A 24778-nucleotide genomic window follows, 5' to 3' on the forward strand; every position below is an offset into this window, starting at 1 on the left:
GAGGGCCCCCGGTCCGAACGGACCGGGGGCCTTCGCGCGTCCCGAGCCGGCGCGACGCCGGCTCGCGGGGCGTCAGCGGATCTTGTTGCCCGCCGAGCGCAGCTGCTGCGACGCCTCGATGATGCGGGCGGCCATGCCGGCCTCGGCCAGCTTGCCCCAGGCGCGCGGGTCGTAGGCCTTCTTGTTGCCGACCTCGCCGTCAACCTTCAGGACGCCGTCGTAGTTCGAGAACATGTGGCCGACGACCGGACGCGTGAACGCGTACTGCGTGTCGGTGTCGATGTTCATCTTGATGACGCCGAAGTCGACCGCGGCCGAGATCTCCTCGGCCGTGGAGCCCGAGCCGCCGTGGAAGACGAGGTCGAACGGGTTCGCCTTGCCGACCTTCGCGCCGACGGCGTCCTGGATCTCCTTGAGGATCTCCGGGCGGAGCTTGACCGCGCCCGGCTTGTACACGCCGTGCACGTTGCCGAACGTGAGGGCCGTCAGGTAGCGGCCCTTCTCGCCCGTGCCGAGCGCCGCGACCGTCGCGAGGCCGTCCTCGACCGTCGTGTAGAGCTTCTCGTTGATCTCGGCCTCGTGGCCGTCCTCCTCGCCGCCGACGACGCCGACCTCGATCTCGAGGATCGTGCGCGCCGCCTGCGAGAGCTCGAGGAGCTCCGCCGCGATCGTGAGGTTCTCGTCCAGCGGGACGTCCGAGCCGTCGTACATGTGCGACTGGAAGGTCGGCAGACCGCCGTTCTTCACCTGCTCGGCCTCGAGGGCCAGGAGCGGGCGGACCCACGAGTCGAGGTTCTTCTTGACGCAGTGGTCGGTGTGGATCGCGATCTGCACCGGGTAGTTCTTCGCGACCTCGCGCGCGTACGCCGCGAGCGCGAGCGAACCGGCGATGCGGTCCTTGACCGTCGAACCCGAGCCGTACTCGGCGCCGCCCACGGAGACCTGGATGATGCCGTCGGACTCGGCCTCGGCAAAGCCCTGGAGCGCGGCGGTGATGGTCTGCGACGAGGTGATGTTGACGGCCGGGTAGGCGAACGAGCCTGCCTTCGCCCGGTCGATCATCTCGGCGTAGACCTCGGGGGTTGCGATGGGCATGCGGAGCTCCTGTGGAGTCGTGCGGGGTGGACTGTCAGGTCAAAGTCTGGCATGGATGACAGCGCAGGGTCAGGGCCGTTCGACCTGTGGTCGCCCGGTGACCACGCCGCCGCTCGACACGGCCCGCGGGTCCGGGCTCACTGCACCGGCGGCAGCGTGCACAGCAGCGCCGTGACCGCCAGCAGCAGCCCGGCCACCACCAGGAGCACGACGGCAGCGACCGACGGCTGGCGGCTCCGCACGACCACCTCGGCGCGGGCTCCGTCACCGGTCGGGGCGAGTCGACGCAGCACCTCCAGGTCAGCGGCGAGCTGTGCGGTCGGCGTGGTGCTCATCGCCACGTCGCCACGCCGGGCGTCGCTCACGAACGCGAACTCGTGCCGTGCGCCGTCGACCGTCTCGACGACCAGCAGAGTCGTCGTGTGGACGACCCGCGCGATCGACGCCCACGGGATCTCGGTCCGGGTGGTGCGGACGTGCACGACGACCCCCGCACGATCGGCCCGTACGGTCCGCGCCTCGTCGACCAGAAGTCCCAGGAGCACGAGCCACGACAGCACCGCCGTCCCCCAGGCCGCCACCGACCCGGGATCGATGTCGACGAGCATCCACCGCACGCCCGCCGTCCCGAACAGCGCGACGACAGCCACGGCACCGATCACCATGGCGGCCTGGGCGATTCGGAGGACCGCGCGACGCCCGGCGTCCGGGTAGGCGTACGGGAGACCGGCCACCGCAGCCCGGATCGGCGTGGTCTCCCCGACCGCGGGCACGGGGTCAGGCCTCGCTCAGGATCCCGACCAGGACCAGCGCGCAGAACGCCGTGATCGCGCACAGGGCGAGAGCGGTGACCACCACGGTGGCGGGCCGCTGGTACCACCACGGCCCCGGCTCCATCGGTGCGTCGAGCTCAGCGACGACGCCGGGGGTGGGCCGGGGCACGTCCAGCTCACGGACCTTGCGGACCCGTGCGCGGTTGACCAGGGGCATGACCCACCACGCCAGGAGCCCGATACCCCACCACGACCAGGTCAGCGTCCGCGCGGTCGCCTCCCGGTGGATCGCCTCGCCGCACGACCGGCACATCCAGCCCTTCCACGTGGTCACGCGGTAGAAGATCGCGATGGACCCCAGGGACTGCTGCGCGGTCTTGACGGCGGGTGTGGATCCGCAGAAGCGGCACTCGCCGACGTCCGGCTCCCGCCCGGTCGTCGTCGGCTGGGCGGAGGTCTCGGCACTCATCAGGCTTGCTCCAGATCATGTTTTGTCGGGCTATGTTGCCCGATAGCGGGCGAACCGTAGCAGCGCTGGCTCGCGGCTGTCACCCCCGCTCGTGCGGGCTCACCGCGTGCTCGTCGCCCAGGCGTACATGGCCACGGCGGCAGCCGCCGCGGCGTTGATGGAGCGGGTCGAGCCGTGCTGGGTGATGTGCAGGACGGCGCGGCACGCGGCGACCGCCTCGGGCGTCAGCCCGGTCGACTCCTGCCCGAGCAGCAGCACGCACGACGCGGGCAGCGCGTACCCCTCGATCGGGACGGAGCCCGGGATGTTGTCGACGCCCAGGAGCGGCAGCCCCTCCCCCGCGGCCCAGGTCGCGAGGTCGGCGACGGTCGCGTGGTGGTGCACGTGGAGGTAGCGGTCGGTGACCATCGCGCCGCGACGGTTCCACCGGCGCCGCCCGACGACGTGCACGCCCGCCGCGTTGAACGCGTTCGCGGTCCGCACGACGGAGCCGATGTTGAGGTCGTGCGCCCAGTTCTCGATCGCGACGTGCAGGGAGCGCGCCGGGTCGCGGCGGGCGTCGAGGTCGGCGACGACCGCCTCGACGGTCCAGTAGCGGTAGGCGTCGACGACGTTGCGCCGGTCGCCGTGCGCGAGCAGCTCGGGGTCGTACCGCGGGTCGACGCGGGTCGCCCCGGGCGGGCCCGCAGGGTCCGGGACGCGCGGCCACGCGTCCGGCCCGCCGGGCCAGGGCCCGACCCCCACCTCGCGCTCCTCGGCGCGGTCCTCGGCGCGGTCCTCGGCGCGGTCGCCCTCGTGCCCGACGGCGGGACGCGCCCCGGGCGGCACCTCGCGCGAGGCGTCGGACGGCGTCACGCGCGGGACCCGAGCCAGTCGCGGTAGGTGAGCGTCCCGTAGCGGCGGTCGGGCACGAGGTTGCGGCCCGCGCGGAAGAACTCGCCCAGCGGCCCGGGCAGCGGCACCCCGACGACGGGGCGGCGCGAGCAGTGCGCGGCGCGCCACGCGCGGGCCATGCCGCGGGCGTCGAGGACCTCGGGGCCGCCGATCGTCACCGTCGTCGCGTCCGGTCCCGGTCCCGGCACGCCGCCCGCGGGCGGCGCGCCCTCGGCGGCGTCGACGAGCGCCCGCGCGACGTCGGCGAGCGCGATCGGCTGGAACCGGACCCCGCGCGGCACGGGCAGGAGGCCGAGGCGAGCCCACCGGCCGAGCCGCCCGTCGCGCCCGAGGAAGATCTCGAGGAACTCGTGGAACTGGGTCGCGCGCACGACCGTCGTCGGGACGCCACCGGACGACAGGACCCGCTCCTGCTCGGCCTTCGCGCGGTAGTACCCGTAGTCCCCCTGGTCGACGTTCACGATGGAGAGCACGACGACGCGGCCGACCCCGGCGCGGCGCGCCGCCTCCACGAGGCGACCCGCCCCGACCGTGAAGACCTTCACCGCCCCCGGCGACATCCCGTTGCTCGCGTCGACCACGGCGTCGGCCCCCGCGAACGCCGCGTCGAGCGCGGCCGCGACGACGACGTCGTCGGAGCCGAGGAGGTCGACGCGGTGGTGCGTCGTGCCCGGGAGGCGCGCGCCGTCGTCGGGCGCGTGCCGCGAGACCACGCGCACCTCGTGGCCGCGCGCGACGGCCTCCTGCACGACGGCGCGGCCTGCCGCGCCGGTCCCGCCCACCACCGCGATGCTCGCCATGACGGACATTCTGCCCGGAACCTGCGCGGGACCCCCGGCCGCGCGGGACCTTCACAGGCGGTGCACGCCCGACGTCCGGGCCGGGCGCACCGCCCCCACTACGCTGGTGACCCGTGAACACCCTCGCCGAGCTCGCCTCCGCCCTGCCCGGGGCCGCGCACGCCGCGGGCCTCGGCGCCGCCGGACCCGTCGCCGCCCTGGGCCCGGACTGGATGGACCCGATGACGCTCATCGAGCGGTTCGGCGACGCCGCGCTCGTCGGCATCGTGGTCGTGATCTTCATCGAGACGGGCCTGCTGTTCCCGATCCTGCCGGGCGACTCGCTGCTCTTCACCGCGGGCGCCCTCGTCGCGCAGGACACGCTGCAGATCAGCCTGCCCGTGCTGCTCGCCCTGCTCTTCGCGGCGGCGTTCCTCGGCGACCAGACGGCGTACCTCATCGGGCGGACCGTCGGGCCCAAGGTGTTCGACCGGCCGGACTCGCGGTTCTTCAAGCGCAAGTACATCGACCAGACCAACGCCTACTTCGAGAAGTACGGCGGCCGGACGATCGTCATCGCCCGCTTCGTGCCCATCGTGCGCACGTACGCGCCGGTCGCCGCGGGCGTCGGCAAGATGCACTACCGGCACTTCGTGGGGTTCAACGCGCTCGGCGCGCTGCTGTGGGCCGTGGGCCTCACGTGGCTCGGCTACCTGCTGGGGAACATCACGTTCGTCAAGGACAACATCGAGGCGCTCGTCCTGCTCATCGTGTTCCTCTCCGTGGTCCCGATGATCGTGGAGGTCTGGCGCGGGCGCCGCGCCGAGAAGCGTGCCGCGGCGCTCGAGGCACAGGTCGCGGCCGACGCGGCGGGCACCGACGGCGAGCCGGCCGTCACCGACGGCACGACCGCCGTCGGGCAGGGCGAGAAGGACGGGAAGGACGCCTGAGATGACACGAGAGATCACGAGCTGGCTGACGGACATGGACGGCGTGCTCGTCCACGAGGGGCACGCGATCCCCGGCGCGCCGGAGTTCGTGCGGGCGCTGCGCGACAAGGGCCGCCCGTTCCTCATCCTCACGAACAACTCGATCTTCACGGCCCGCGACCTGCGCGCGCGGCTCGCGACGTCGGGCATCGACGTCCCCGAGGAGTCGATCTGGACGTCGGCGCTCGCGACCGCCCAGTTCCTCAGCGACCAGATCCCGAACGGCAGCGCGTACGCCGTCGGCGAGGCGGGCCTGACGACGGCGCTCTACGAGGCGGGCTACACGCTCACCGAGTCCGACCCGGACTACGTGGTGCTCGGCGAGACGCGCACGTACTCGTTCGAGGCGATCACCAAGGCGATCCGCCTCATCCTCGGCGGCTCGCGCTTCATCTGCACCAACCCGGACACGACCGGCCCGTCCCAGGAGGGCCCGCTACCCGCGACGGGCGCGGTCGCGGCCATGATCACGGCCGCGACGGGCCGCAAGCCGTACTTCGTCGGCAAGCCCAACCCGATGATGTTCCGCTCGGCGCTCAACCGCATCGACGCGCACTCGGAGAAGACGGCGATGATCGGCGACCGGATGGACACGGACGTCGTCGCGGGCATCGAGGCCGGGCTGTACACGTACCTCGTCATGACGGGCTCCACGAAGATGTCCGACGTCGACCGGTTCCCGTTCCGCCCGAGCAAGGTCGTCGACTCCGTCGCGGACCTCGTCGACCTGGTCTGACGCTCACCGCTCCCCCGCACGCACGACGGCGCCGCGCGGTCAGGATCGCCCCGCCCGTGAGCAGCAGGGTCCCGGCGAGGAGCGCGAGGCTGCCCGCGTCCGTCCCGGTCGAGGCGAGGGCACCCGAGTACGCGTCGCACTCCACGTCGCCGCCGATCGGGAAGCTGAACGTCACGGGCGACAGCGCCGTGCCGGCCTCGTAGAACCCGGCGAAGGCCTTCGCCCCGGCCGCCGTGAGGGTCGCGGGAGCGCCGCTCCACGTGATCGTGGAGCCCGACGTCGACTTCTTGCCCGACAGGTCCAGGCTCGCGAACGCGACGCCGTTCGACGAGGACGTGTTGCCCTCCATGTCGCTGCTCCGGACGTCGACGACGAGCGTGCCCGACGAACCGTTCACGACGACGCGCGGGTTGCTGATCCGCAGGTCGAGGATGCCCTCGTGCCCGGAGAACGACACCGAGCCGCCGAAGCTCGCGCGCCCCTTGCCCAGGTCCGTGTTGAACGAGCCCTTGCCGCCGCTCCACGTGAACGCCGAGCCGGAGTCCTGCACGCCGCTCGTCGAGACCGAGCCCTTCGCGATCGGGCCGGTGACGTACGCGCGGAAGCGGTCGCTCACGCCCCACGAGAGGGTCGCGCCGTGGACGCCCTGCGCGAAGCACTGCTCCGTCGCGCTGCCCGAGCCCGTGCCGGTGGTCCCGGTGCCGACGATCGTGATGGGCGCGGACGCCGTGTGGTTCGCGCCGACCAGCAGCAGCGTGTGCTCGCCCGGGGCGACGTCCCTCGGGATCGTCACCGTGGAGGTCGCGGCGCCGCCGGCGTTCGCCGTGACGCCCGTCGCGAGGGTGCGCGGCGTCGAGCGGATCTCCGTGCGGATCCCGGACTCGTTCGCGCCGAAGCCGATGCCGTTGATCGTGACCGCCTCGCCCGGCGCGGCCTGCGACACCGAGAGCGTCGCCTTCGCCGGGTCGACCGTGCCGCCCGTCGAACCGTCACCCGGGGTGCCGATCGTCCCGCCGTCGCCACCGGTGCTCGACGTCGGGGCACCAACGGTGAACGTCACCGGGGCGAGTGCCTCACCAGCGCCGTAGAAGCCGGAGAAGGCCGCGGAGCCGGCTGCCGTGAGCGTCGCCCCGGCGTCCGCGTACGTCACCGCGCCGTCCTTCGCCGTCGTCGGGGTCGGGAGCGCGAGCGTCGCGAACTCGACGCCCTTCGCGGCGAACGTCGTCCCGTCGAGGTTCGAGGACGTCACGTCGAGCAGGAGCGTGCCTGCGCGGGTGCCGTCGATCCGCACGCGGGGGTCGGACACCGTGAGAGAGAGCAGCCCGTCGTGCCCCGAGAACTGGACCGTCCCGCGGTAGCCCGTGGACGTACCCGCCACCGGAGCCGCCCAGGGCGTGGACTGCCAGAACGTGAACGTCTTCCCGGAGACCGCCGCGCCCGCGCTCGCCGTGGCGCCGCCCTTCGCGATCGGGCCCTGGATGTAGTCCACGAACGAGCCGCGCACTCCCCAGCTCAGGCTCCCGACGGTGGTCGGCGTCGTGGGCTCCGGGTCGACCGGTCCGGGCTGCAGGACCGCGACCGGGGTGAACGTGTCGAGGCTGCGGTCGGTCGCGGAGAGGCCGTGCGCCGCCGACGTCGCGACGACGTACTCCTTCGCCGGGTCGAACGAGCCCGCGGGGACGGTCAGCGTCGTCGTGAACGCGCCGTCGACCACCTGCTGCGGCATGACCCAGCCGAGCTGGAGCCACCCGTCCGCGACGAGCGGGCCCGAGCCGTCCCAGATCGACGCGTCGCCGACCAGCACGTACGCGCCGAACCGCGCGCCGTCGCCGACGAACCCGGTGCCCGAGACCGTGAACGTGGTCTCCACCGCCGGGTCCACCGGCGCCGACGGCGACACCGTCACCGTCGGCACGGGCTCCGGAGCCGGGGCCGTGACGGTGAGCGTCGCGCTGCCCGTCACCCCGAGCTCCGACGTCACGACGACGGGGACGGGCCCCGCGGCGGCGTCGGCCGGGACGGTGAGCAGGATCGCGGCCCCGTCGCGCGAGTAGGTCGCGGCCTTGCCGCCGAACGTCACGCCCTTGACGTCGTCGCCCTCGACGAGGCCGCCCACGGTGAGCCGGACGGTGTCGCCGGCCTCGACCGTCGTCGTGGCTGGCGTCACCGTGAGCGACGCGGGGGTGTCGAACGCGACGGGAGCGAAGAGCTCCTGGTCCGCGTTGACGGCGCCGCCGGCGGGGTAGGTGTAGACGCCGTAGCGCCCGCCCTCCAGCGCCGCGGGGTTCTTCACGACGAGGCGTGCCTCGAACGTGCCGTCCTCGGCGATCTCGGTCCAGGCCGCGCGGATCGCCCCTTGGTACTGCGGCGGGACCTGGTCCAGGACGGACGCCGCGAGTGCCCACGACTGCGAACCGACCTTGCGCGTCGACCCCTTGGCGCCCTCCGACGGACGCCACTCCTCCGCGAAGGACCCGAACACGACGTACGTGCCCTGCGGGAGCGTCGCGGGGATCGGCATGCCGTAGCCCCCGACGTTCGCCGCCGGGTCGAAGCCCAAGCCCTTGACGACGATCGTGTCGCCGACCGCGACGGTGGAGTCACCGAGCGGCGTGGTGCCGTCCGCGGCGTAGACGTCGATCGCGGGCTCCCACGCGGGGACCTCGTCCTCGCCGAACGCGAGGGTGACCGGAGCCGTCTTCTTGGCCTCGGCGTTCGCGTCGTTCGGGCCGCTCGCGACGAAGTGCGCGCGCTGGCCCGTCGGCTCGAGGTAGGCGAGGAGGGCGTCCGTGTACTGCTGGGCCGACGACGTCACGAGGACCCGGCCGCTGCCGAGCGCCTCCGGGTCGACGGTGAACGTCGCGACGTCGAGCTGCGTCGCGGCGGACGAGTCGGCCGCGTCCGTGAGGTTGTCCCAGGACACCGCGGCCGACAGCACGCCGTGCCCCGACTCGTCGACGCGCGCGGTGAGGTCCTCGAGCTGGAGCCAGTAGAACGGCGTGTTGCCCGCGTACGTGTTCTTCCAGGTCAGACGGAGAGCGCCGGAGAGCGTCAGGTCGGTGTCGGAGTCGGACCGCTCGACCACGGTGACGGGGAACCCGAAGGTGCCGTCCGCGGTGACGCCGCCCGTGACCTGCTTGTCGTTGTAGTAGGAGAAGACGCGGTCGGAGACCTTCCACGAGACGGTGCCGCGCGTCGTCCCCGGCTCGGCGATCTGCGGGAAGGGCGCGCTGAGAGGCACCTGAGGCTCCGGCTGCTGCACCGAGACTGAGGTGAACGTGTCGAGGCTGCGGTCGGTCGCCGAGAGGCCGTGCGCGGCCGATGTCGCGACGACGTACTCCTTGGCCGGGTCGAGCTTCCCCGCCGGGACGGTGAGGGTCGTGGTGAACGCACCGGCGCGCACCTGCTGCGGCATCACCCAGCCCTGGGCGAGCCAACCGCTCGCGACGAGCGGGCCGCTGCCGTCCCAGATCGAGGCGTCTCCGAGGAGCACGTACGCACCGTTCGCCGCGCCCGCGCCGACGAAGCCGGTGCCGGAGATCGTGAACGTGTTCTCCACCGCCGGGTCCACCGGGGCGGACGGCGAGACGGTGACCTTCGGGTCCACCGCGGGCTCGGGCTCCGGCTCGGGCTCGGGCTCGGCGGCGGTCACGGAGTGCACGACACCGGCCGACGTCGAGGCGACGAAGGCCGCCGGGTCGGCCGGGTCGAAGGTCGCGCTGAGCTCGTGCGCACCGGCGGCGAGGCTCGCCGTCTCCAGGCGCGCGACGCCGTCGGCCACAGGCGCGGTGCCCAGCACGGCGCTGCCGTCACGGAACGCGACCGTGCCCGCTGCGGCGGGCGCGACGGTCGCGGCGAGCGTCACGGTCGTGCCCGCGACGGAGGTGCCCGCCGGCGTCACGGCGAGCGTGGTCGTCGTCGCCTGCGCCGGGGACGCCGGCTCGGGCGACTCGACGCGCGCGGTCAGCGTCGCGATCGGCTTGCCCGCGTACGACGAGAAGTAGGAGGAGACGTCGCCGAGCGACGCCGCGACGGTCCCGTTCGCCACGAACGTCACCTGGTCGCCGTCGCGCGTCGCCGACACGGCGACGTCCGCGACCTTGGCACCGTCGCCCGCACCGGCGTTCACCGTGCCCGCGAAGTCGGCGTAGAGGACGCCGGTCGTGGGGCCGGTGAGGTCGAGGCGCAGGTCGGAGACGGTCACGTCGAGCGCGCCGTGGTGGCCCTGGTAGCGGGTCGCGCCACCGAGCCGCACCGTGCCGGTGCCGGACGCGTCGTCGTACGTGCCGGACGCCGGGCCGTAGGAGGACTGGCCCCCCTGGAGGGCCGGCGTGACCGTGCCCTGCGCGATCGGGCCGGTGACGTAGGACGTCCAGGAGTCGACGAAGTTCCAGGTGGCCGAGCCGCCTGTCACGTCGGTCGGGGCCGCCTGCGCGGGGGCCCCCGCGCCCGCGACGGTCAGGCCGGCGGCGAGGGCCGCGGCGAGGAAGGAGGCGAGGCCGCGGCGGACGCGTCTCGACGAGGAAGTGCGCACAAGGTCTCCCGTGCTGGTCCGGGCGAGGTCCCGGCGGGGAGCGGGACCGACGACGCGGAGCGTGCTGAGGCTCCGTCGTGACGGACCATATAAGGCTCGCCTCACCAAAGCAAGGTAAGCCTGACCTATCTCGATGTGACGCGCGCCTCGTCGCACGTCGCACCGCACGCCTGACCCGCACGACGACGCCCCGCGGCACGGCCACGGGGCGTCGTCGGGCAGGCGGCGGCGCTGCGCCGGGGACCGTCCGGGCTCAGGCGAGGCCGAGGTCCTCCAGGCTGAACAGGAAGTGGTAGGGCACGCCGAGCGCCTCGATCTTCTCGCCCGCGCCCGTCGCGCGGTCGACGATCGTCGCCACCCCGACGACCTCGCCCCCGGCGGCGCGCACGGCCTCGATCGCGGTGATCGGCGACCCGCCCGTCGTCGTGGTGTCCTCGACCACGACGACCTTGCGGCCGGCGACGTCCGGACCCTCGATCTGCCGCTGCATGCCGTGGGCCTTCGCGGCCTTGCGCACGACGAACGCGTCGAGGTCCTGCCCGCGCGAGGCCGCGGCGTGCAGGAGCGCGGTCGCGATCGGGTCCGCCCCGAGCGTCAGCCCGCCCACCGCGTCGACCTCGGCCGTCCCGAGACCGCGCTCCTCGAGGAGGTCGAGGAGCTGGTGCCCGATGAGCGGCGCAGCCCGGTGGTGCAGCGTCACCCGCCGCAGGTCGACGTAGTAGTCCGCCTCCTTGCCCGAGGAGAGCGTCACCCGGCCGTGCACGACGGCGAGCTCGCGGATGAGGTCGAGCAGCTGCTCGCGGGGCGTCGCGGAGAGATCACTGGTCACGCCGCCAGCGTAGTCGGCTCCCGGTTCAGCGGTACTTGCCGATCGCCCGGACGGCCGAGCGCGGCATCGCCCGCAGCGCGGCCGACGCGACGCGGTAGCGGACCGACGGGGTCGAGATGACGACGCCGCGCCGGACGTCCGCGAGCGCCGCGGCGACCACGCGGTCGGCGTCGAGCCACGCGAGGTCCGGCAGGACGGACTTGTCGATGCCCGCGCGGTCGTGGAACTCCGTGTGCGTGAAGCCGGGGCACAGGACGGTCGCAGAGACACCCGTGCCGTGCAGCTCGACGGCGAGCCCCTCCGTGAACGAGCGCACCCACGCCTTCGCGGCAGCGTAGGTGCCGCCCGCGGTGAGCGCCGCGACCGACGCGACGTTGAGGATCGCGCCGCGACCCCGCTCCGTCATCTGGCCCGCGGCCGCGTGCGACAGGACCAGGACGGCCCGGACCATGACGTCGAGCGCGCGCAGCTCGACGTCCAGGTCGCCGTCCACGAAGTGCTGCTGGGTCGCGAAGCCCGCGTTGTTCACGAGCAGCCCGACCGGCCGCTCGTCCGGGCCCCCGGTCGAGGCGAGGCGCTCGGCCACGCGCGCGACGTCGTCGGGCACGGACAGGTCCGCCGGCAGGACCTGGACCCGCACGCCCGCGGCGGCCCGGATCTGGCCCGCGACCTCCTCGAGGCGCGCCTCGTCGCGCGCGACGAGCACGAGGTCGTGCCGCGCCGTGGCGAGTTGCCACGCGAACTCCAGGCCCAGGCCGGCGCTCGCGCCGGTGATGAGTGCTGTCGCCATGGCCACAGCCTACGGGCGGCGGCGCCCGGACCCGGCCGCCACACGGCCGCCGACGTCGGTACGGTGGGGCCCGTGCGCCTCGCGACCTGGAACATCAACTCCGTCCGCGCCCGGGTCGACCGGGCGATCGCGTTCCTCGAGCGGACGGGGACCGACGTCCTCGCGCTCCAGGAGACCAAGTGCGCCGACGCGCAGTTCCCCGTCGCGCCGTTCGAGGCGGCGGGGTACGAGGTCGCGCACGTGGGCGTGAACCAGTGGAACGGCGTCGCGGTCGTCTCGCGCGTCGGCCTGGACGACGTCGAGACCTCCTTCCCGGGCCAGCCCGCCTTCGGCGAGAAGGTCGAGGCGCGCGCCCTGGGCGCGACGTGCGGCGGCGTGCGTGTGTGGAGCCTGTACGTCCCGCACGGCCGCGAGGTCGGCGACCCGCACTACGCGTACAAGCTGCGCTGGCTCGACGAGCTCCGCGCACGGGCGGCGGGCTGGCTCGCGGACGACCCGGCGGCCCAGGTCGCCCTGGTCGGTGACTGGAACGTGGCCCCGCTGGACACCGACGTGTGGGACGTCGCGTACTTCGCGGGCAAGACGCACGTCACGCCGGCCGAGCGCGACGCGTTCGCGGCGTTCGGCGCCGCCGGGTACACCGAGGTCACGCGCGAGGCGCTCCCTGGCGAGCACACGTACACGTACTGGGACTACCAACGACTGCGGTTCCCGCGGAACGAGGGCATGCGGATCGACTTCGCCTACCTCTCCCCCGCCGCTCGCGCCCGGGTGACCGGCGTGGCGATCGACCGCGACGAGCGCAAGGGCAAGGGCGCCTCGGACCACGTGCCGGTGGTCGTCGACCTCGCCGACTGACACCTTCGCGCGGGCTCAGGCACGAGCACCCACGTGGAGCGCGACGGCGCGGACGGCCCCGATCTCGACCCTCGCCGTGCCGTCACGCCTGACCTTCACGACGTCGCCCGTGCACGAGCCGCCCACCAGGCCCGGCGCGCCCGTGCCCACGTCGCAGTAGCGCCCCGCGGGCAGGCCCGTGCGCACCTCGACGGTCACGGGCTCCGCCGCCCGGTTCACGGCCACGAACGCGCGGTCGCCGCGCGAGAAGGCGAGGACGTCGTCACCCGGCACCTGCACGTCGACGAGCGGGGCGTCGCCTGCGACCGCGCGCCAGTCGACGAGGCCCTCGACCGCGGGCCAGCGGTGCTGGCAGACCCACTCGCCGTCCTCCCACGACCGCTCCGGCCCCTCGTCGCCCACGCACGCGGCGTCGAGCACCGCGCCCTCGGCGTCCTGCACAGGGCCTGCGTCGCGGTCCGTGAACGCGTACCCGGAGTACACGACGGGCGTGCCGTAGTCCGTCGCGAGCATGAGCACGCTCGCGAGCTGGTCGCGCGCGCCGTCGCGGTAGGTGAGCGTCGACCCGTTGCGCTCCGTGTCGTGGTTCTCGACGAACACGACCGCGTCGTCGTCGGGGAGGCGTCCCTCGCCGAGGGACGTCGCGAACTCGAACGCCCCTCCGTCGAGGATCCCGACGAGGTCCTTGCCGTAGGCGAACTCGTACACCTGCCCGGCCGCGGTGTACTGCTCGGGCTTCACCGGCTGGTCGCCGTCGCGGATGACCTCTTGGAGCACGCGCGTGCCCTCGGGCAGACCCGCGACGATCGCGGCCACGTCCTCGGGCGGCACGTGCTTGGCGGCGTCGATGCGGAACCCGTCGACGCCCAGCGAGAGCAGGTCGTCGAGGTAGGCCCGCTGCGCCTCACGGACGCGCTCGCTCCCCGTGGCGAGGTCCGCGAGGTTGACGAGCTCACAACCCTGGACCTGCTCGGCGAGGAGGTACGTCGAGATGTCGCCGCCCGGGGTGTCGCAGTGGTGGAAGTCGCCGTCCGCGTCGGAGAACAGGCCCGGATACTCGTAGTGCTCGTACGGGCTACCGGCCCAGCCCGTGCCCGGCTCGTCCTGCCCGGACATGTGGTTGAGCACCGCGTCCGCGACGACCTCCACTCCGGCGGCGTGGCACGCGTCCACCATCGCCGCGAACTCGTCACGCGTCCCCAGGCGCGACTCGACCCGATGGCTCACCGGCTGGTACGAGGTCCACCACTGCGCGCCCAGCACGTGCTCCTGCGGTGGGGAGGTCACGACGAACGCGTAGCCCGCCGGACCGATCCGCTCGCCGCACTCGGTCGAGATCGCGTCCCAGGTCCACTGGAAGAGCTGCACGCCGACGTCGCGCGAGCGCTCCACGTCGGGTGCCGAGCACGCCGTGGCCCCCGCGCCGACCGCCAGCGCGGTGACGGCCAGCACGACGACGACGCCGACCACCGGACGGGTGCGGCGGTGACGGGGACGGGGGCGCGGCCGGGGACGGTCGTTCACGGTGCTCCTCGGTGGGGAGGTCGCAGGGAGTCGGTCAGGGGACGCGCAGGATGCGCACGGGATCACGGAAGGCCGCGAGCGCCGCGGAGGGGACGGCGCCCAGCAGCGCCACGAGCAGCGTGAGGCCCGCGACGCCGACGACGAACGGCACGTGCGGGACCGCGCCGACGACGCGTAGCACCACGACGAGGCCCGCCACCGTCCCGAGGGCCACGCCGCAGACCGCCCCGCACGCCGTCTGGACCAGCACCCCCGCGACCAGTGCCGACCGCGTCGCTCCGAGCGCACGGCGCCGCCCGAAGTCACGGCGACGGGCGGACACCGCGCCGAGCACGGTGACCGCGACGACGACGCACCCGACCGCCATGACGAGCGCCATCGTGCGGCGCGCGCTCGCACCGAGGTCGCCCGCCACGACGGCGCGCAGCTCGACCGCACCCGCCGCGGTCTCGACCGTCACCTCGTCCGGCGCCGCGGCAGGGGGTGCGGCCTCGAGCGCCGCGCCGAGCCGCGGGACGACCGACGCGTCGTCGGCCAGGACGTGCACGAACGACAGCACGAGCCCGGCCGGCTCCGTCGCGACGAGCACCGTCCCGTCCAGCGCCGCGAGCGGGCCCGACGCGTCGAAGGTGCCGACCACCGGGACCGCTCTCGCGTCGTCGACGCGCACCCCGGAAGCGGTCGCGTCCGCCGGGACGACCGTCCCGACGCCGTCGTCCGTCCCGAGCGCACGCGCGGCGTCGCGGCCGACGACCGCCTCGCCCGGCAGGGGTGCGCGACCCGCGACCAGCACGAGGTCGGGCGGCAGGTCCCCCACGACCGCGCGGGCCGGTACCCGGGCGTCCTCGCGCGGCAGGGACGCGTTCACGACGTCGTTCGCGGGGCCGAGGCCGAACGCCCACGCCACGTCGGACAGCTCCTCGGTCTCGGCGACCGCCTCGGCACGGATACCGGCGGTGCCGGTCGCGTCGACCAGGGTCACCAGGCGCGTGCCGGTCCCGTCGATCCGCGCGACGACCTGCTGCTCGGCGACGGCCGCCTGCCCTGTCGTGACGAGGACGACGAAGCACACGACGGCGACGAGCAGAGCAGTGACGGTCGTCGCGGCGCGCTGGGACCTGGCCGCCTCGACCGCGTCCCGGAGCAGGTCCAGGACCCGCGGAGAGCCGTTCACGAGATCTCCAGCCGTCGGGAGGACTCGGCCGCGAGACGGGGGTCGTGCGTCGCGACGACCACCGTCGCCCCGTCCGCGGCGTGCGCCTGCAGCGCCTCCCACACCACGCGCGCCGACACGGGGTCGAGGTTTCCGGTCGGCTCGTCGCCCAGGAGGACGCGGGGACGAGTCAGGAGCGCACGGCACAGCGCGACCCGCTGCGCCTGCCCCCCGGACACCTCGCCCGGGCGGTGGTCCGCACGGTGCTCGACGCCGAACCGTTCGAGAAGATCGTGCGCGCGGCGGACGCGGGCCCGCCGGTCGAGACCCCCGAACAGGCCGGCGTCGCACACGTTGTCCAGCACGGTGCGTGTCGGGTCGAGGACCGCGTCCTGGAAGACGAAGCCGACGTCGCGTGCACGGATCTGCGCACGTCGTGCGTCGGGCAGCGCCGAGACGGGCTCGCCGTCCCACAGCACGGTGCCGGACGTGCCTCGCAGCATCAGGGCGAGGAGGTACAGGAGCGTGGACTTGCCCGAGCCGGACGGCCCGGTCACGGCGGTCAGGGTCCCGGGCTCGAGGTCGAGCGAGAGGTCGGAGACGACGGGCGCCGAGCCACGCCGGTAGGAGAACGTGAGGCCCCGCGCGCCGAGCGTCACGGGACGTCCTCGGCGACCTGGACCACGGTGCCGACCTCCACACCCTCGAGCACCGCACGCCCCCCGCCCTGCGCGACGACCCGGACAGGGACCCGCACGCCGTCCCGCGCGCGGACGTAGGTCGCGCCCTCGGGACCCGTCCGCACCGCGGCGAGCGGCACGGTCGGGCCGGACGTCTCGGGGACGAGCACCTGACGACCCGTGTACACCGCGCTCCCGGGGTCGGTGGGCACGTTCCCGCACGTCTCGCCGCACACCGCCGCTCCGTCCGGGCGAGCGAGGTGCAGCACCGTGTACCCGTTCGTGTCGGTCGTGACGTCGGCGACGACCACGTCCACCTCCGCACCCTCGTACCCGACGGCCGCGGCCGCCCCCGGCGGCGGGACGTCGGCCCCGTCGGCCAGGGTCGCAGAGAAGCCCGGTGCCGCCGCGAGGACCTCGACCACGGGCGTCCCCGGGGAGAGGCGGTCCCCGACCTCGACGTCCGTCGCCGCCCGCACCCGGGCCGGCAGCTCCGGCACGAACACGACGTCACCCGCTCGCACCGTGCCGTCGGGGGTGATGCCCAGGTCCCGCTGCCAGGCGCGGACGGCCGTCGTGGTGGCCGCGCCGAAGGTCCCCAGCCCACGCCCCGGGTCGACGAGCCGGTCGGTCGCCGTGAGGAACCGTTGGAGCTGTGCGACGTCGTCGCCGACCGCGCCCGCGGTGAGGTCCCGGAACGACGGCACGGCCCCGGGCAGGACCGTCACCGGGCGCAGGTCGACCGTGAACAGGACGTCTCCGGCAGCCACGACCGCGCCGTCGGACACGGCGACCGAGGTGAGCGTCCCGTCCGCGGCGCTGACGCCCGCGCCCGCGGTGTCCCACCGCGCCACGACCGTGAGCGGCAGCGACCGGCCGACGGTCCCCTCCGTCACGGTCGTCGTCAGCGGCTCGTCGGCGGCCGTCGCGACCTGCGGGGGGACGAACGTCGCTCGGCCGAGGACGAACGCCGCGGCGGCTGCGACGAGCACCGCGACCGCCCAGCCGACACGCGCGACGGCCCGTGGACGCGCACCGCGCCACCCGGCGCCACCCCTCACGACGACGCCTGCGGGGCTCTGCTGACGATCATCTTGAAGGCGGCGCTGGTCGGGCACGCCTGGACCACGCGAGAGAGCTCGTCGGGACCTGTCGAGGTCGTCCCGTCCGGGCCGGGATCGAAGATCTCCCACGGCGACCACGCCTCGGCGTCCTGCGCGTAGGCGTCGGCCCACGCCTCGGCGCTCTGCGAGGGCGGCGGGACGTCGTACCCCTCGTGGACGAGGCACTCACGCTGGTCGAGGAGCCGCTCGTACTCGACCTGGAGGTCCGGGTCGCGCTGGTACTCCGGCTCGGGGACGACCGCACGGCACGCCTCGACAGCGGCGGCTGCGGCAGCCTCCGCCCCGGGGAGCGACTCGCCCTGCCCGTCCTGGGGGACGACGACGCCGTAGCCGCCGGCCTGGACGTCCGGGACCTGCCCCTGCTCACGCAGGCACGCCTCCGCCGCGACCCGGAACTCTTCGTCGGCCGCCCGCACCTCGGCCATCCAGCCCGGCTCCGTGTACGCGGTCGGCGCGCCGGAGATCGGCGCACCCGTGCCGCAAGCCCCGAGAAGGAGTGCCGGCAGGAGTGCGAGCGCGGCACCCGTCGCGGTGTCTCGGCACCTCCGCCGACGTTCCACGGTGTCGTTCGTCATACGTCCTCCCCGGTGCGGCGGGCGGGGCACGGCCCGCCCGCCGCGATCGCGGTCAGTGGCAGAAGCCGGAGGCGGAGATGAGCGTCGAGGCGCTCCCGCTCCACGTCCCCGTCGAGCCGGCCCCGTAGGCCCAGACCTGGGACCTCGTGCTGGTCGCGCCGTAGTAGGTCGTGACGGCACCGCCCGGCGCCTTGGCCTGGACGGTGCCCTTGCCCGTCGTCGTGGCGCCGACGTCCTTGCCTCCGTAGCAGATCTGGTATCCCGACGTCGATGCCGCCGACGCGGGTGCGGCGACCGCGACCCCGCCGAGAACGACGGCGAGACCCGCCGCGAGACCGATGAGCGAACGCTTCATTGCTGCTCCTTCGTGGCCGGCGGCACCGAGCGGTCCGCCGGTCGGCCACGGGAACCTTCCGTGCCGCAGGCGGCACGGAAGGCACCGGCGGCATCTGCGCCGCCTCCCCCTGACGCCGCAAACGTACAGAAAATTGCGGAAACTGTCTGCAACCATCCGCATCGTGGTACGCGCACGGCGCGTCCCCGGGGTCGTCCCCCGGAGCCGCGCCGTGCGCAGGCCCCCCGGCGGCGGAGCCGCTACCTCAGGTACGGGCCCGCCTCACCGACCTTGCCCGGCGCGGGGTTGCCCGGGAGGTCGAGCACGTAGGCGCGCAGGTTGCCCTTGCCCGGCGCAGGGACGGCCAGGGTCCCGTTCGTCACGACCTTCCGGTCGCCCGTCACGGCGTCGACGTACGTGCCGTTCGGGACGCGGGCGAAGGTCGCGGCGTCCGTCACCGTGACGAGCACGAAGCTGTCGACGGCGCCCTCGGTGAACCGGCGCTTGTACGCCATGCTCCCCTGCACCCCGACCGTCGAGTACTGGCCCTTCTGCAGCGCCGGCACGGCGCGACGGATCTGGTTGAGCCGCTGCACGTGCTGGACCAGCGGCTTCTGGAGCGTCTGCGCGACCGCACCCGACGCGGACTCCACGACCCCGAAGTCGCTCGCCACGACGTCGCCCGCGAGATGGTCGCCGTAGTACGCGCGCCCGGTGGTCGCGAGGGGGCACGTCGGCCCGCAGTCGATCGGCTTGCCCGCCTGGAACTCGATCTCCGAGCCGTAGTAGAGCGTCGGGATGCCCCGGAACGTCCACATGAGGCTCATGTTCTCCGCCCACGCGTCGGTTCCGCCGGCGTAGCGCACGGTCGACTTGTTGGGCCCGTAGTCGTGCGAGTCGACGTACACGACGTTGTACGTCGCGTCGTTGTACGAGTCGTCCGAGTCCTTTCCGTTGTGGTAGGCGTTTCCTGCGTCCCCGAAGTTCATGTGCATGCGCATGTCGATGACGTTCATGCCCGAGAACTTCGAGTGGTCGGGCGCGTGGTACGTGTTGCCGTCGGCGCCGCCGAGGAACGCGTTGTCCGACGTCGGTTGGTTGCCCGTGCCCAGGAGGTTCTCGTACTGGAACTGCTCGGCGGCGGCCACGACGTCGTCCAGGGAGTACTCCTTGCGCTCCTTCCACGTGTAGAACTGCGCGGAGTGGTTCACGGAGCCACGGTTCCACTTGTCGTTGACGAACGCCGCGACCTCGCCGAAGACGTAGAAGTCCTTGCCCTTCTCGCCGTGCGTCGCGACGGCGTGCTCCTGGATCGCGGGCAGGAAGTGCCGGTTCCACATGACGCGCGGGATGTGCACGGCGGTGTCGACGCGGAAGCCGTCGACGCCCATGTCGATGTACCGGTTGTAGGCGTCGATCAGGTACTGCTGCACCTCGGCGTTCTCGGTGTTGAAGTCGGCCAGGTCGTCGTGCAGCCAGCAGTCCTGCGCGTCCTTGCCCTCCCAGTTGCCGATCCAGCACTGGTGGTACGTGCTCTTCGGGAACATGCCCGACGTGGGCGAGGGCCACTGGCAGTTGTAGATCTGGAACCCCTCTGGGCTCTTGTACTGCGTGGGCGTGCCGAACCCGGAGCACGTGCTCCCCGCCGGGGCCGTCGTCGACCACAGGTCGCCGTTGTACGTGCGGCCCTTCGCGAGCGCGTTCTGCGCGGCGGTGAGGGTGGGGTCGTTCCCGTCGTTCTCCTCCATCGGGTCGTACTCGCGACCCTCCTCCTTCGCCGAGTACATCCAGTCCCACTGGCCGTCGCGCGCGCCCCACACCGTCGGCACGAACAGGCCCTTGGCGCCCCAGCGCGACGAGTGGTTGTACACGACGTCCTGGTAGATCTTGATGCCCTTCGCGTGCGCGGCGTCGATGAGGTCCTGGTAGGAGGCGCCCGGCGTCTCGAGGCGCGGGTCCACGCGGAAGAAGTCCCAGCCGTGGTAGCCGTGGAAGTCGTAGTCGGACCGGTTGAGCACGACGGGCGTGATCCAGATCGCCGAGAAGCCGAGGCCCTTGACGTAGTCCAGCTTGTCGATCAGCCCCTGGAAGTCGCCGCGGAACATGGGGTCGTCGTTCGCCGCGTTGCCCGACTTCACGTGCTGGGACCCGCCGCGGTTGTTCTCGCTCACGCCGTCGTTGAAGCGCGCGGTCATGACGAAGTAGATCGAGTCCTCGCGCGGGTCACCGCCGAGCGGCTCGCCCGTCGTCCCCGGGTCGACCACGGGCTTCGTGCCCGTCGTGACGGTGACGGGTGCGCTCGCCGCGGAGCGGTTCCCCGCGGCGTCGACGGCCGTCACGGAGTACGTGTACGCGGTCCGCTCGAGCAGTCCCACGTCCGTCGCGGACGGGGTCGTGACGTCCCGCGTCACCGGGCCCGCTCCTCCGGTGCGGGTGAGGGTGTAGCCGGTGACGGCCGTGTCGTCCGTCGCGGCGTCCCACGTGACCGTCACGCGCACGCCGTCGGCCGTCGCGACGAGCCCGGACGGGACGCTGGGCGCCTGCGTGTCCGGCTCCTCGGGGACGTCGGGGCCGCACGGGCTCTGCGCGACGGGCGCGACGACGCCGCCCGAGACCGTCTGCGGTCCCGCGGTGTAGCGGTAGTTGCCTCCGCCGTTGTTGTCCCACCGCCCGGCGCCGTCGTTGAAGACGACCTGGCCGCCGCTCGCCTCGCCGAGGTCGATGGTGTGCGCGAACCACCCCGCGCACGCGGCGGTCATCGGCGTGCCCGGGACGCTCGTCCACGCGCCCGAGCCCACCTGGTAGTGGATCTTCGGCGCGGCCCACGACGTCGCGTAGTAGATCGTCGCGGTCGTGTCCGCAGGGTCCGTCGGGTCTGTCGGGTCGGTGGGGTCGGTGCCGCACGGCGACGCCCCCGCGGTGAGCACGCCGTCCTGCACGACGACGGTCCCCGCGCCCGCCCGGTAGTTGGCGCCGCGGTTGTTGTCCCAGGTCCCGGCACCGTCGTTGAAGGTGAGCTGCACCCCCGACGCCGCGCCGAGGTCGATCTCGGCCGTCAGCCACCCCGGGCACGCGTCGGCCATCGGCACGCCGGGGACCGACGTCCACGCAGCGCCGTCGACGCCGTAGTGGACGTTCGTCGCCGCCCAGCCGGGGCGGTCCGGGTAGTAGACGGTCGTCGTGGTCGGTGCCGCGCTCGGTGCTGCGCTCGTCGCCGTGCTCGGTGCCGCGACGGCGCTCAGTCCGGCCGCCCCCGGCAGCGCGACGGCCAGGGCGAGCGCCCCCGCCAGGCGTGCCCGCGACCTTGCGAGCTTCGTTGTTCGCATCGGTGTTCCTCCGTGTCGTGTCCCGGCGTCGGTGCCGGGACGTCGGCCGCCGGTCCGCGTGCCGCCGTCGTGGAGGACGCACCCTGGCTGTACCGTTGCTGCAAGATCTAGCAAAAATTGCGCCTGCTTACAAGAGCCTGTTCATACGGCGGACGGCGCGGCGGCGCGTCGCTACGGTGTGTCCATGACCACGCCACCCGTCCCGCCGTACGGGTCTCCCGACGATCCCGTCGACCCGTACGCCGCCCCGCGCCCGCACCAGCCGCCGCTCACCCCGTACAACCCGCCGACCGACGCCCCGGCGCCCGAGCAGGGTGGCTTCGTCGCACCGTCCGGGGCGGGTGGCGCGTACCCGGGCACGCCCGGGACGGGAGCCCCCTACGGTGCGCCCGCCGCCCCGGGCGGGCAGGGGTCGCCCTACGGCCCCGGCGCCGCACCCGCCTACGGCTCGCCCCCGGACGCCGGGTACCCGCCGTCGGCCCCGTCCGGCTACGCCGGGAGCCCCGGCTACGCCGCCTACCCGCCCCCGTACGGGTCCACGTACACGCCGCCGCCGCGGACGAACGGCCTGGCGCTGGCGTCGATGATCGTCTCGATCGCGAGCCTCGTGGTCTGCGCGGGCTTTCCCGGGATCGTCGGCCTCGTGCTCGGGATCGTCGCCCTCAACCAGGTGATGCGGGACGGGACGCGCGGGCGCGGGTTCGCCGTCACGGGCATCGTGGTGGGCGCCGTCTGCACCGCGTTCGCGATGCTCATCGTGCTCGCGGCGACCCTGAGCGACTCGTAGCCGTGGCCGACGACGACCTCTTCGCCCCGCCCGGCGGGCCGACCGTCCCGCCCCGGCCCGGCGCGCCCGTGCCGCCGCCGCCCGCGGGTGCGCCGACCCCGCCGGGCGCCGCGGCGCCGCGCCCGGCCGCCTCGGCGGACCCGGCCGGACCGCCCGGGCCGCCCGGACCGGGGTTCGCGCCGGAGACGTACTACGCGCCGGGGTGGCAGCCGGCCGCTCCGCGCGTCGAGCCGCTCGCCGTCGCGAGCGTGCCGGCGGGCGTCGTGCTCGGTCCCGTCGGGATCGGGCTGGGAGCCGCGGGCCTCTCCCGCGTGCGGTCCCGCGGCACGCGCGGGCGCGGGCTCGCGGTCGCCGGCACGGTCGTGGGCGCCGCCGTCACGGTCGCGTGGACCGTGGGCGCGCTCGCCTGGTGGCAGGGCGAGCAGGCGCGCGCGCCGCTCGCGGGCGACGTCACCGCCCCGCAGACCGTCAACGCGGTCCAGCTCGTGCTCGGGACCTGCCTCGACGCGCTGCCGCCCGACGGCGAGGTGGCCCAGGTGCGGGCCGTGCCCTGCGCGGACGAGCACCGGGCCCAGGTCGTCGCGCGGACCGACCTGGGCGCGGACGAGCTGTGGCCCGGTCAGCAGGCGGTGGACCGGCGCGTGGCACGGGTGTGCACGCCCGACGTGCTGGGGTCGGACGCGCCCGAGGGCGTCGAGCTCGTCGTGTGGTCGCCGACCGAGGCGTCGTGGCGCGACGGCGACCGGACGGGCCTGTGCCTGGCCGCGGCCGCCGACCCCCTCCCGGGCGACCTGCTCGGCTGAGCGGGCCGGAGGTCCTCGCGCTCAGGGCGCGCAGACCTCGTCGGCGAGGATGAGCCGGAGGTAGGCGCGCAGGTCGGCGGCCATGTCCACGCGCTCGGGCCGGGGGCGGTCGAGCGACAGCAGCCACTGGACCTGGAGCCCGTCCATGAGCGCGACGATGTGCCGCGCCGCGGCCGACGGGTCGACCCCGTCGCGCAGGCCGCCGGCGCGCGCCCGGCGCGCGAGCTGCTCGCCCGACCGCGCGACCGCCCACTCGTACCGCCGGACGAAGTACTCGTGCGCCGGGTGGTCCGGGGACGTCGCCTCGGCCGCGAGCGCCGTGAACAGCTCGACGATGTGCCGGCGGAGGGCGTTGCGCTCGACGAGGCGCACGAGCGCCTCGAAGTAGTCCGTCCCGCGCGCGAGGTCCTCGTCCAGGTCCGCCACGTCGACGGTGTCGCGGTAGTCGAGCACCGCTTCGAGGAGCGCGACCTTCGTCGGGAAGTGGTGGAGCAGGCCGGGGTGGGACATGCCCACGCGCGACGCCAGCTCGCGCAGGGACGCGGCGTGGAAGCCGACCTCGCCGAACAGCACGACGGCGGCCTGGAGGATCTCCTCCCGCTTGGCACGGCCCTTCGCGTACCCGCGACCCGGATCGGGGGTCGCGGCGCGGCCGGGTGCCCCGCGGTCCTGACCCGCGCCGATCGCCGCGCTCGTCATGGTCCTGCTCCGTCCGTCGTCCGACGAGGGAAAACCCTACCGACCGTGGCGCGGCCCGGGGCCCGCGGGCCGCGAGTTCACCCGCGGCCGTCCGCCGCTCAGGACGCGGGCGCGAGGGCCGGGTCCGCGTGCCCGTCGGTGCTCGGGGTCGCGCCGGGCACGGTCGCCGACGGCGTGTCGGTGGGAGACGGCGGCGCGGGCTCCGTCGGGGCCGCGCCGCCCGGGTCGGTGGGCTCCTCGTCCTCGTCGGACGGTGCGGCGGCGAGCGCCTCGGCGGTCGCCGCCGTCACCGTGCCGTCCCCGGGCAGCCCGTGGGCCTGCTGGAACGCCCGCAGCGCCGTACCGGTCGCGTCGTCCATGGTGCCGGTGACCTCGATGTCCGCGCCGTGCACGCGGAGCCGTTCCTGGACCCAGGAGACGGACGCGGGGTCGGCCGTCGGCTCGGGCGTGGTCGGTGCGGGCTCCGGCGCGTTCGTGCCCGGGGTCGGCGAGGGGCTGGTCGTCGGCTCCGCCCCGGGACCGGCCGACGCGGGCGGCGTGCCCGTCCCGCCGGACGACGGTCGCGGCGCGGGCGCCGCTCCGGCGTCGGTGCCCTCCGCCGGGTCGTGCGCGTGGTCGGGCGGCGGGATGCGCGTCACCTCCGGACGCGACGCGTCGGGGCGGGGCGTGACGGCCGGGACGCCGTCCTCGACCGCGGTCCCCGCGTCGGCGGACGCGCCGACGACGACGGCCTCGCCGCCCCCGGTCGCGGCGCCCACCATCCCGGCGACCGCGACGACGAGCGTCACCGCACCCGCACCTGCCGCGACCGTGACCCACGGCGTCGCCGTGCGGTGCGCGGCGGGCGGCGGGGCGACGCTGCGCCCCTCCGGGGTGCCGGACGAGTCGTGACGTCGGCGCACGTCGCCTCCTTCCAGGACGGTCGGGGACCGGCGGACGACGCGTGGCGCAGCCCGCCTGAGCGGTCGGGTGAACGTCCACCCTGCCCCATGCCCCGGCCGGATGTCACGCCCGGCGCCCTCACCTG

At 74.3% G+C, this 24778-nt stretch carries 22 protein-coding genes; 5 read left to right on the forward strand and 17 right to left on the reverse strand.

Annotated elements, in window-relative coordinates:
* Positions 1-72 precede the first annotated feature (72 nt).
* The 5 genes from fbaA to ACFC2L_RS02505 form a co-directional block, all read right to left on the reverse strand.
* Positions 73-1095: a class II fructose-bisphosphate aldolase gene (fbaA, locus tag ACFC2L_RS02485; protein WP_253055145.1), complete on the reverse strand. Its 1023-nt coding sequence runs from the start codon at positions 1093-1095 to the stop codon at positions 73-75.
* A gap of 137 nt (positions 1096-1232) precedes the next feature.
* Complete coding sequence (locus tag ACFC2L_RS02490) at positions 1233-1868, reverse strand: hypothetical protein (protein WP_375822643.1); 636 nt, start codon at positions 1866-1868, stop codon at positions 1233-1235.
* Positions 1869-1872: 4 nt separating this feature from the next.
* On the reverse strand, positions 1873-2337 hold the full coding sequence (locus ACFC2L_RS02495; protein ID WP_375822644.1) for a hypothetical protein: 465 nt from the start codon (positions 2335-2337) through the stop codon (positions 1873-1875).
* 99 nt (positions 2338-2436) lie between these two features.
* Positions 2437-3192, reverse strand: a complete 756-nt coding sequence (locus tag ACFC2L_RS02500; protein ID WP_375822646.1) for a TrmH family RNA methyltransferase — start codon at positions 3190-3192, stop codon at positions 2437-2439.
* Positions 3189-4031, reverse strand: coding sequence for an SDR family oxidoreductase (locus ACFC2L_RS02505; protein ID WP_375822648.1), 843 nt, complete (start codon positions 4029-4031; stop codon positions 3189-3191). Before ACFC2L_RS02505 ends, ACFC2L_RS02500 begins: the two co-directional genes overlap by 4 nt.
* Before the next feature lie 113 nt (positions 4032-4144).
* Between ACFC2L_RS02505 and ACFC2L_RS02510 the strand changes: the two genes are divergently transcribed.
* Both ACFC2L_RS02510 and ACFC2L_RS02515 read left to right on the forward strand, forming a co-directional pair.
* Positions 4145-4960 (forward strand): VTT domain-containing protein, encoded by an 816-nt coding sequence (locus tag ACFC2L_RS02510; protein WP_375822649.1) that lies wholly within the window; start codon positions 4145-4147, stop codon positions 4958-4960.
* Between the two features lies 1 nt (position 4961).
* Positions 4962-5735, forward strand: a complete 774-nt coding sequence (locus tag ACFC2L_RS02515) for an HAD-IIA family hydrolase (RefSeq protein ID WP_264029577.1) — start codon at positions 4962-4964, stop codon at positions 5733-5735.
* On the opposite strand, the gene ACFC2L_RS02520 is transcribed toward ACFC2L_RS02515, so the two are convergent.
* The 3 genes from ACFC2L_RS02520 to ACFC2L_RS02530 form a co-directional block, all read right to left on the reverse strand.
* A complete protein-coding gene (locus ACFC2L_RS02520; protein ID WP_375822650.1) occupies positions 5638-10269 on the reverse strand; it encodes an HtaA domain-containing protein in 4632 nt (1543 codons plus the stop codon). The two genes, ACFC2L_RS02515 and ACFC2L_RS02520, sit on opposite strands and share 98 nt — an antisense overlap.
* 253 nt (positions 10270-10522) lie before the next feature.
* On the reverse strand, positions 10523-11098 hold the full coding sequence (gene pyrE / locus ACFC2L_RS02525; protein ID WP_375822652.1) for an orotate phosphoribosyltransferase: 576 nt from the start codon (positions 11096-11098) through the stop codon (positions 10523-10525).
* A gap of 25 nt (positions 11099-11123) precedes the next feature.
* On the reverse strand, positions 11124-11888 hold the full coding sequence (locus ACFC2L_RS02530) for an SDR family NAD(P)-dependent oxidoreductase (RefSeq protein ID WP_375822654.1): 765 nt from the start codon (positions 11886-11888) through the stop codon (positions 11124-11126).
* Between the two features lie 72 nt (positions 11889-11960).
* On the opposite strand from ACFC2L_RS02530, the gene ACFC2L_RS02535 reads away from it, so the two are divergent.
* Complete coding sequence (locus tag ACFC2L_RS02535) at positions 11961-12746, forward strand: exodeoxyribonuclease III (protein WP_375822656.1); 786 nt, start codon at positions 11961-11963, stop codon at positions 12744-12746.
* Positions 12747-12761: 15 nt separating this feature from the next.
* Here ACFC2L_RS02535 and ACFC2L_RS02540 read toward each other — a convergent pair whose 3' ends face one another.
* The 7 genes from ACFC2L_RS02540 to ACFC2L_RS02570 all read right to left on the reverse strand — a co-directional run bounded on the left by ACFC2L_RS02540 (position 12762) and on the right by ACFC2L_RS02570 (position 21462).
* A complete protein-coding gene (locus ACFC2L_RS02540; RefSeq protein WP_375822658.1) occupies positions 12762-14270 on the reverse strand; it encodes an alpha-amylase family protein in 1509 nt (502 codons plus the stop codon).
* A gap of 34 nt (positions 14271-14304) precedes the next feature.
* Positions 14305-15444, reverse strand: a complete 1140-nt coding sequence (locus tag ACFC2L_RS02545) for an FtsX-like permease family protein (RefSeq protein WP_336722730.1) — start codon at positions 15442-15444, stop codon at positions 14305-14307.
* On the reverse strand, positions 15441-16082 hold the full coding sequence (locus ACFC2L_RS02550) for an ABC transporter ATP-binding protein (RefSeq protein ID WP_264029585.1): 642 nt from the start codon (positions 16080-16082) through the stop codon (positions 15441-15443). The genes ACFC2L_RS02545 and ACFC2L_RS02550 overlap by 4 nt, the downstream gene beginning before the upstream one ends.
* Positions 16079-17095 carry a peptidoglycan-binding protein gene (locus tag ACFC2L_RS02555; RefSeq protein ID WP_375822660.1) on the reverse strand — a complete coding sequence of 339 codons (1017 nt, stop codon included), beginning with the start codon at positions 17093-17095 and terminating at the stop codon, positions 16079-16081. The genes ACFC2L_RS02550 and ACFC2L_RS02555 overlap by 4 nt, the downstream gene beginning before the upstream one ends.
* Positions 17096-17160: 65 nt before the next feature.
* Positions 17161-17802, reverse strand: a complete 642-nt coding sequence (locus ACFC2L_RS02560) for a hypothetical protein (RefSeq protein WP_375822662.1) — start codon at positions 17800-17802, stop codon at positions 17161-17163.
* Positions 17803-17854: 52 nt separating this feature from the next.
* Entirely contained in the window at positions 17855-18157 is a 303-nt protein-coding gene (locus ACFC2L_RS02565) for a hypothetical protein (RefSeq protein ID WP_375822663.1), read from the reverse strand.
* A gap of 239 nt (positions 18158-18396) precedes the next feature.
* The gene (locus tag ACFC2L_RS02570) at positions 18397-21462 is read right to left on the reverse strand and encodes a carbohydrate binding domain-containing protein (RefSeq protein ID WP_375822665.1); all 3066 of its coding nucleotides are present in this window, start codon (positions 21460-21462) and stop codon (positions 18397-18399) included.
* 184 nt (positions 21463-21646) lie between these two features.
* Here ACFC2L_RS02570 and ACFC2L_RS02575 point away from each other — a divergent pair, with 184 nt between their 5' ends.
* Both ACFC2L_RS02575 and ACFC2L_RS02580 read left to right on the forward strand, forming a co-directional pair.
* Positions 21647-22249: a DUF4190 domain-containing protein gene (locus ACFC2L_RS02575; protein WP_375822667.1), complete on the forward strand. Its 603-nt coding sequence runs from the start codon at positions 21647-21649 to the stop codon at positions 22247-22249.
* A 2-nt stretch (positions 22250-22251) separates the two neighbouring features.
* Positions 22252-23052 carry a septum formation family protein gene (locus tag ACFC2L_RS02580; protein ID WP_375822669.1) on the forward strand — a complete coding sequence of 267 codons (801 nt, stop codon included), beginning with the start codon at positions 22252-22254 and terminating at the stop codon, positions 23050-23052.
* A gap of 21 nt (positions 23053-23073) precedes the next feature.
* Here ACFC2L_RS02580 and ACFC2L_RS02585 read toward each other — a convergent pair whose 3' ends face one another.
* Both ACFC2L_RS02585 and ACFC2L_RS02590 read right to left on the reverse strand, forming a co-directional pair.
* Positions 23074-23751, reverse strand: coding sequence for a TetR/AcrR family transcriptional regulator (locus tag ACFC2L_RS02585; protein WP_375822670.1), 678 nt, complete (start codon positions 23749-23751; stop codon positions 23074-23076).
* 98 nt (positions 23752-23849) lie between these two features.
* On the reverse strand, positions 23850-24653 hold the full coding sequence (locus ACFC2L_RS02590) for a peptidoglycan-binding protein (RefSeq protein WP_375822671.1): 804 nt from the start codon (positions 24651-24653) through the stop codon (positions 23850-23852).
* Positions 24654-24778 lie beyond the last annotated feature (125 nt).

The organism is Cellulosimicrobium sp. NPDC055967 (assembly GCF_042269845.1).
In the GTDB taxonomy this organism is placed as follows: Bacteria; Actinomycetota; Actinomycetes; order Actinomycetales; family Cellulomonadaceae; genus Cellulosimicrobium.

Excerpts from the sequence above, each read along its gene's own strand:
- fbaA (WP_253055145.1), bottom strand. The coding sequence starts at position 1,095 with ATGCCCATCGCAACCCCCGAGGTCTACGCCGAGATGATCGACCGGGCG.
- ACFC2L_RS02495 (WP_375822644.1), bottom strand. The coding sequence starts at position 2,337 with ATGAGTGCCGAGACCTCCGCCCAGCCGACGACGACCGGGCGGGAGCCG.
- ACFC2L_RS02505 (WP_375822648.1), bottom strand. The coding sequence starts at position 4,031 with ATGGCGAGCATCGCGGTGGTGGGCGGGACCGGCGCGGCAGGCCGCGCC.
- ACFC2L_RS02515 (WP_264029577.1), top strand. The coding sequence starts at position 4,962 with ATGACACGAGAGATCACGAGCTGGCTGACGGACATGGACGGCGTGCTC.
- ACFC2L_RS02530 (WP_375822654.1), bottom strand. The coding sequence starts at position 11,888 with ATGGCGACAGCACTCATCACCGGCGCGAGCGCCGGCCTGGGCCTGGAG.
- ACFC2L_RS02560 (WP_375822662.1), bottom strand. The coding sequence starts at position 17,802 with ATGACGAACGACACCGTGGAACGTCGGCGGAGGTGCCGAGACACCGCG.
- ACFC2L_RS02565 (WP_375822663.1), bottom strand. The coding sequence starts at position 18,157 with ATGAAGCGTTCGCTCATCGGTCTCGCGGCGGGTCTCGCCGTCGTTCTC.
- ACFC2L_RS02570 (WP_375822665.1), bottom strand. The coding sequence starts at position 21,462 with ATGCGAACAACGAAGCTCGCAAGGTCGCGGGCACGCCTGGCGGGGGCG.
- ACFC2L_RS02575 (WP_375822667.1), top strand. The coding sequence starts at position 21,647 with ATGACCACGCCACCCGTCCCGCCGTACGGGTCTCCCGACGATCCCGTC.
- ACFC2L_RS02585 (WP_375822670.1), bottom strand. The coding sequence starts at position 23,751 with ATGACGAGCGCGGCGATCGGCGCGGGTCAGGACCGCGGGGCACCCGGC.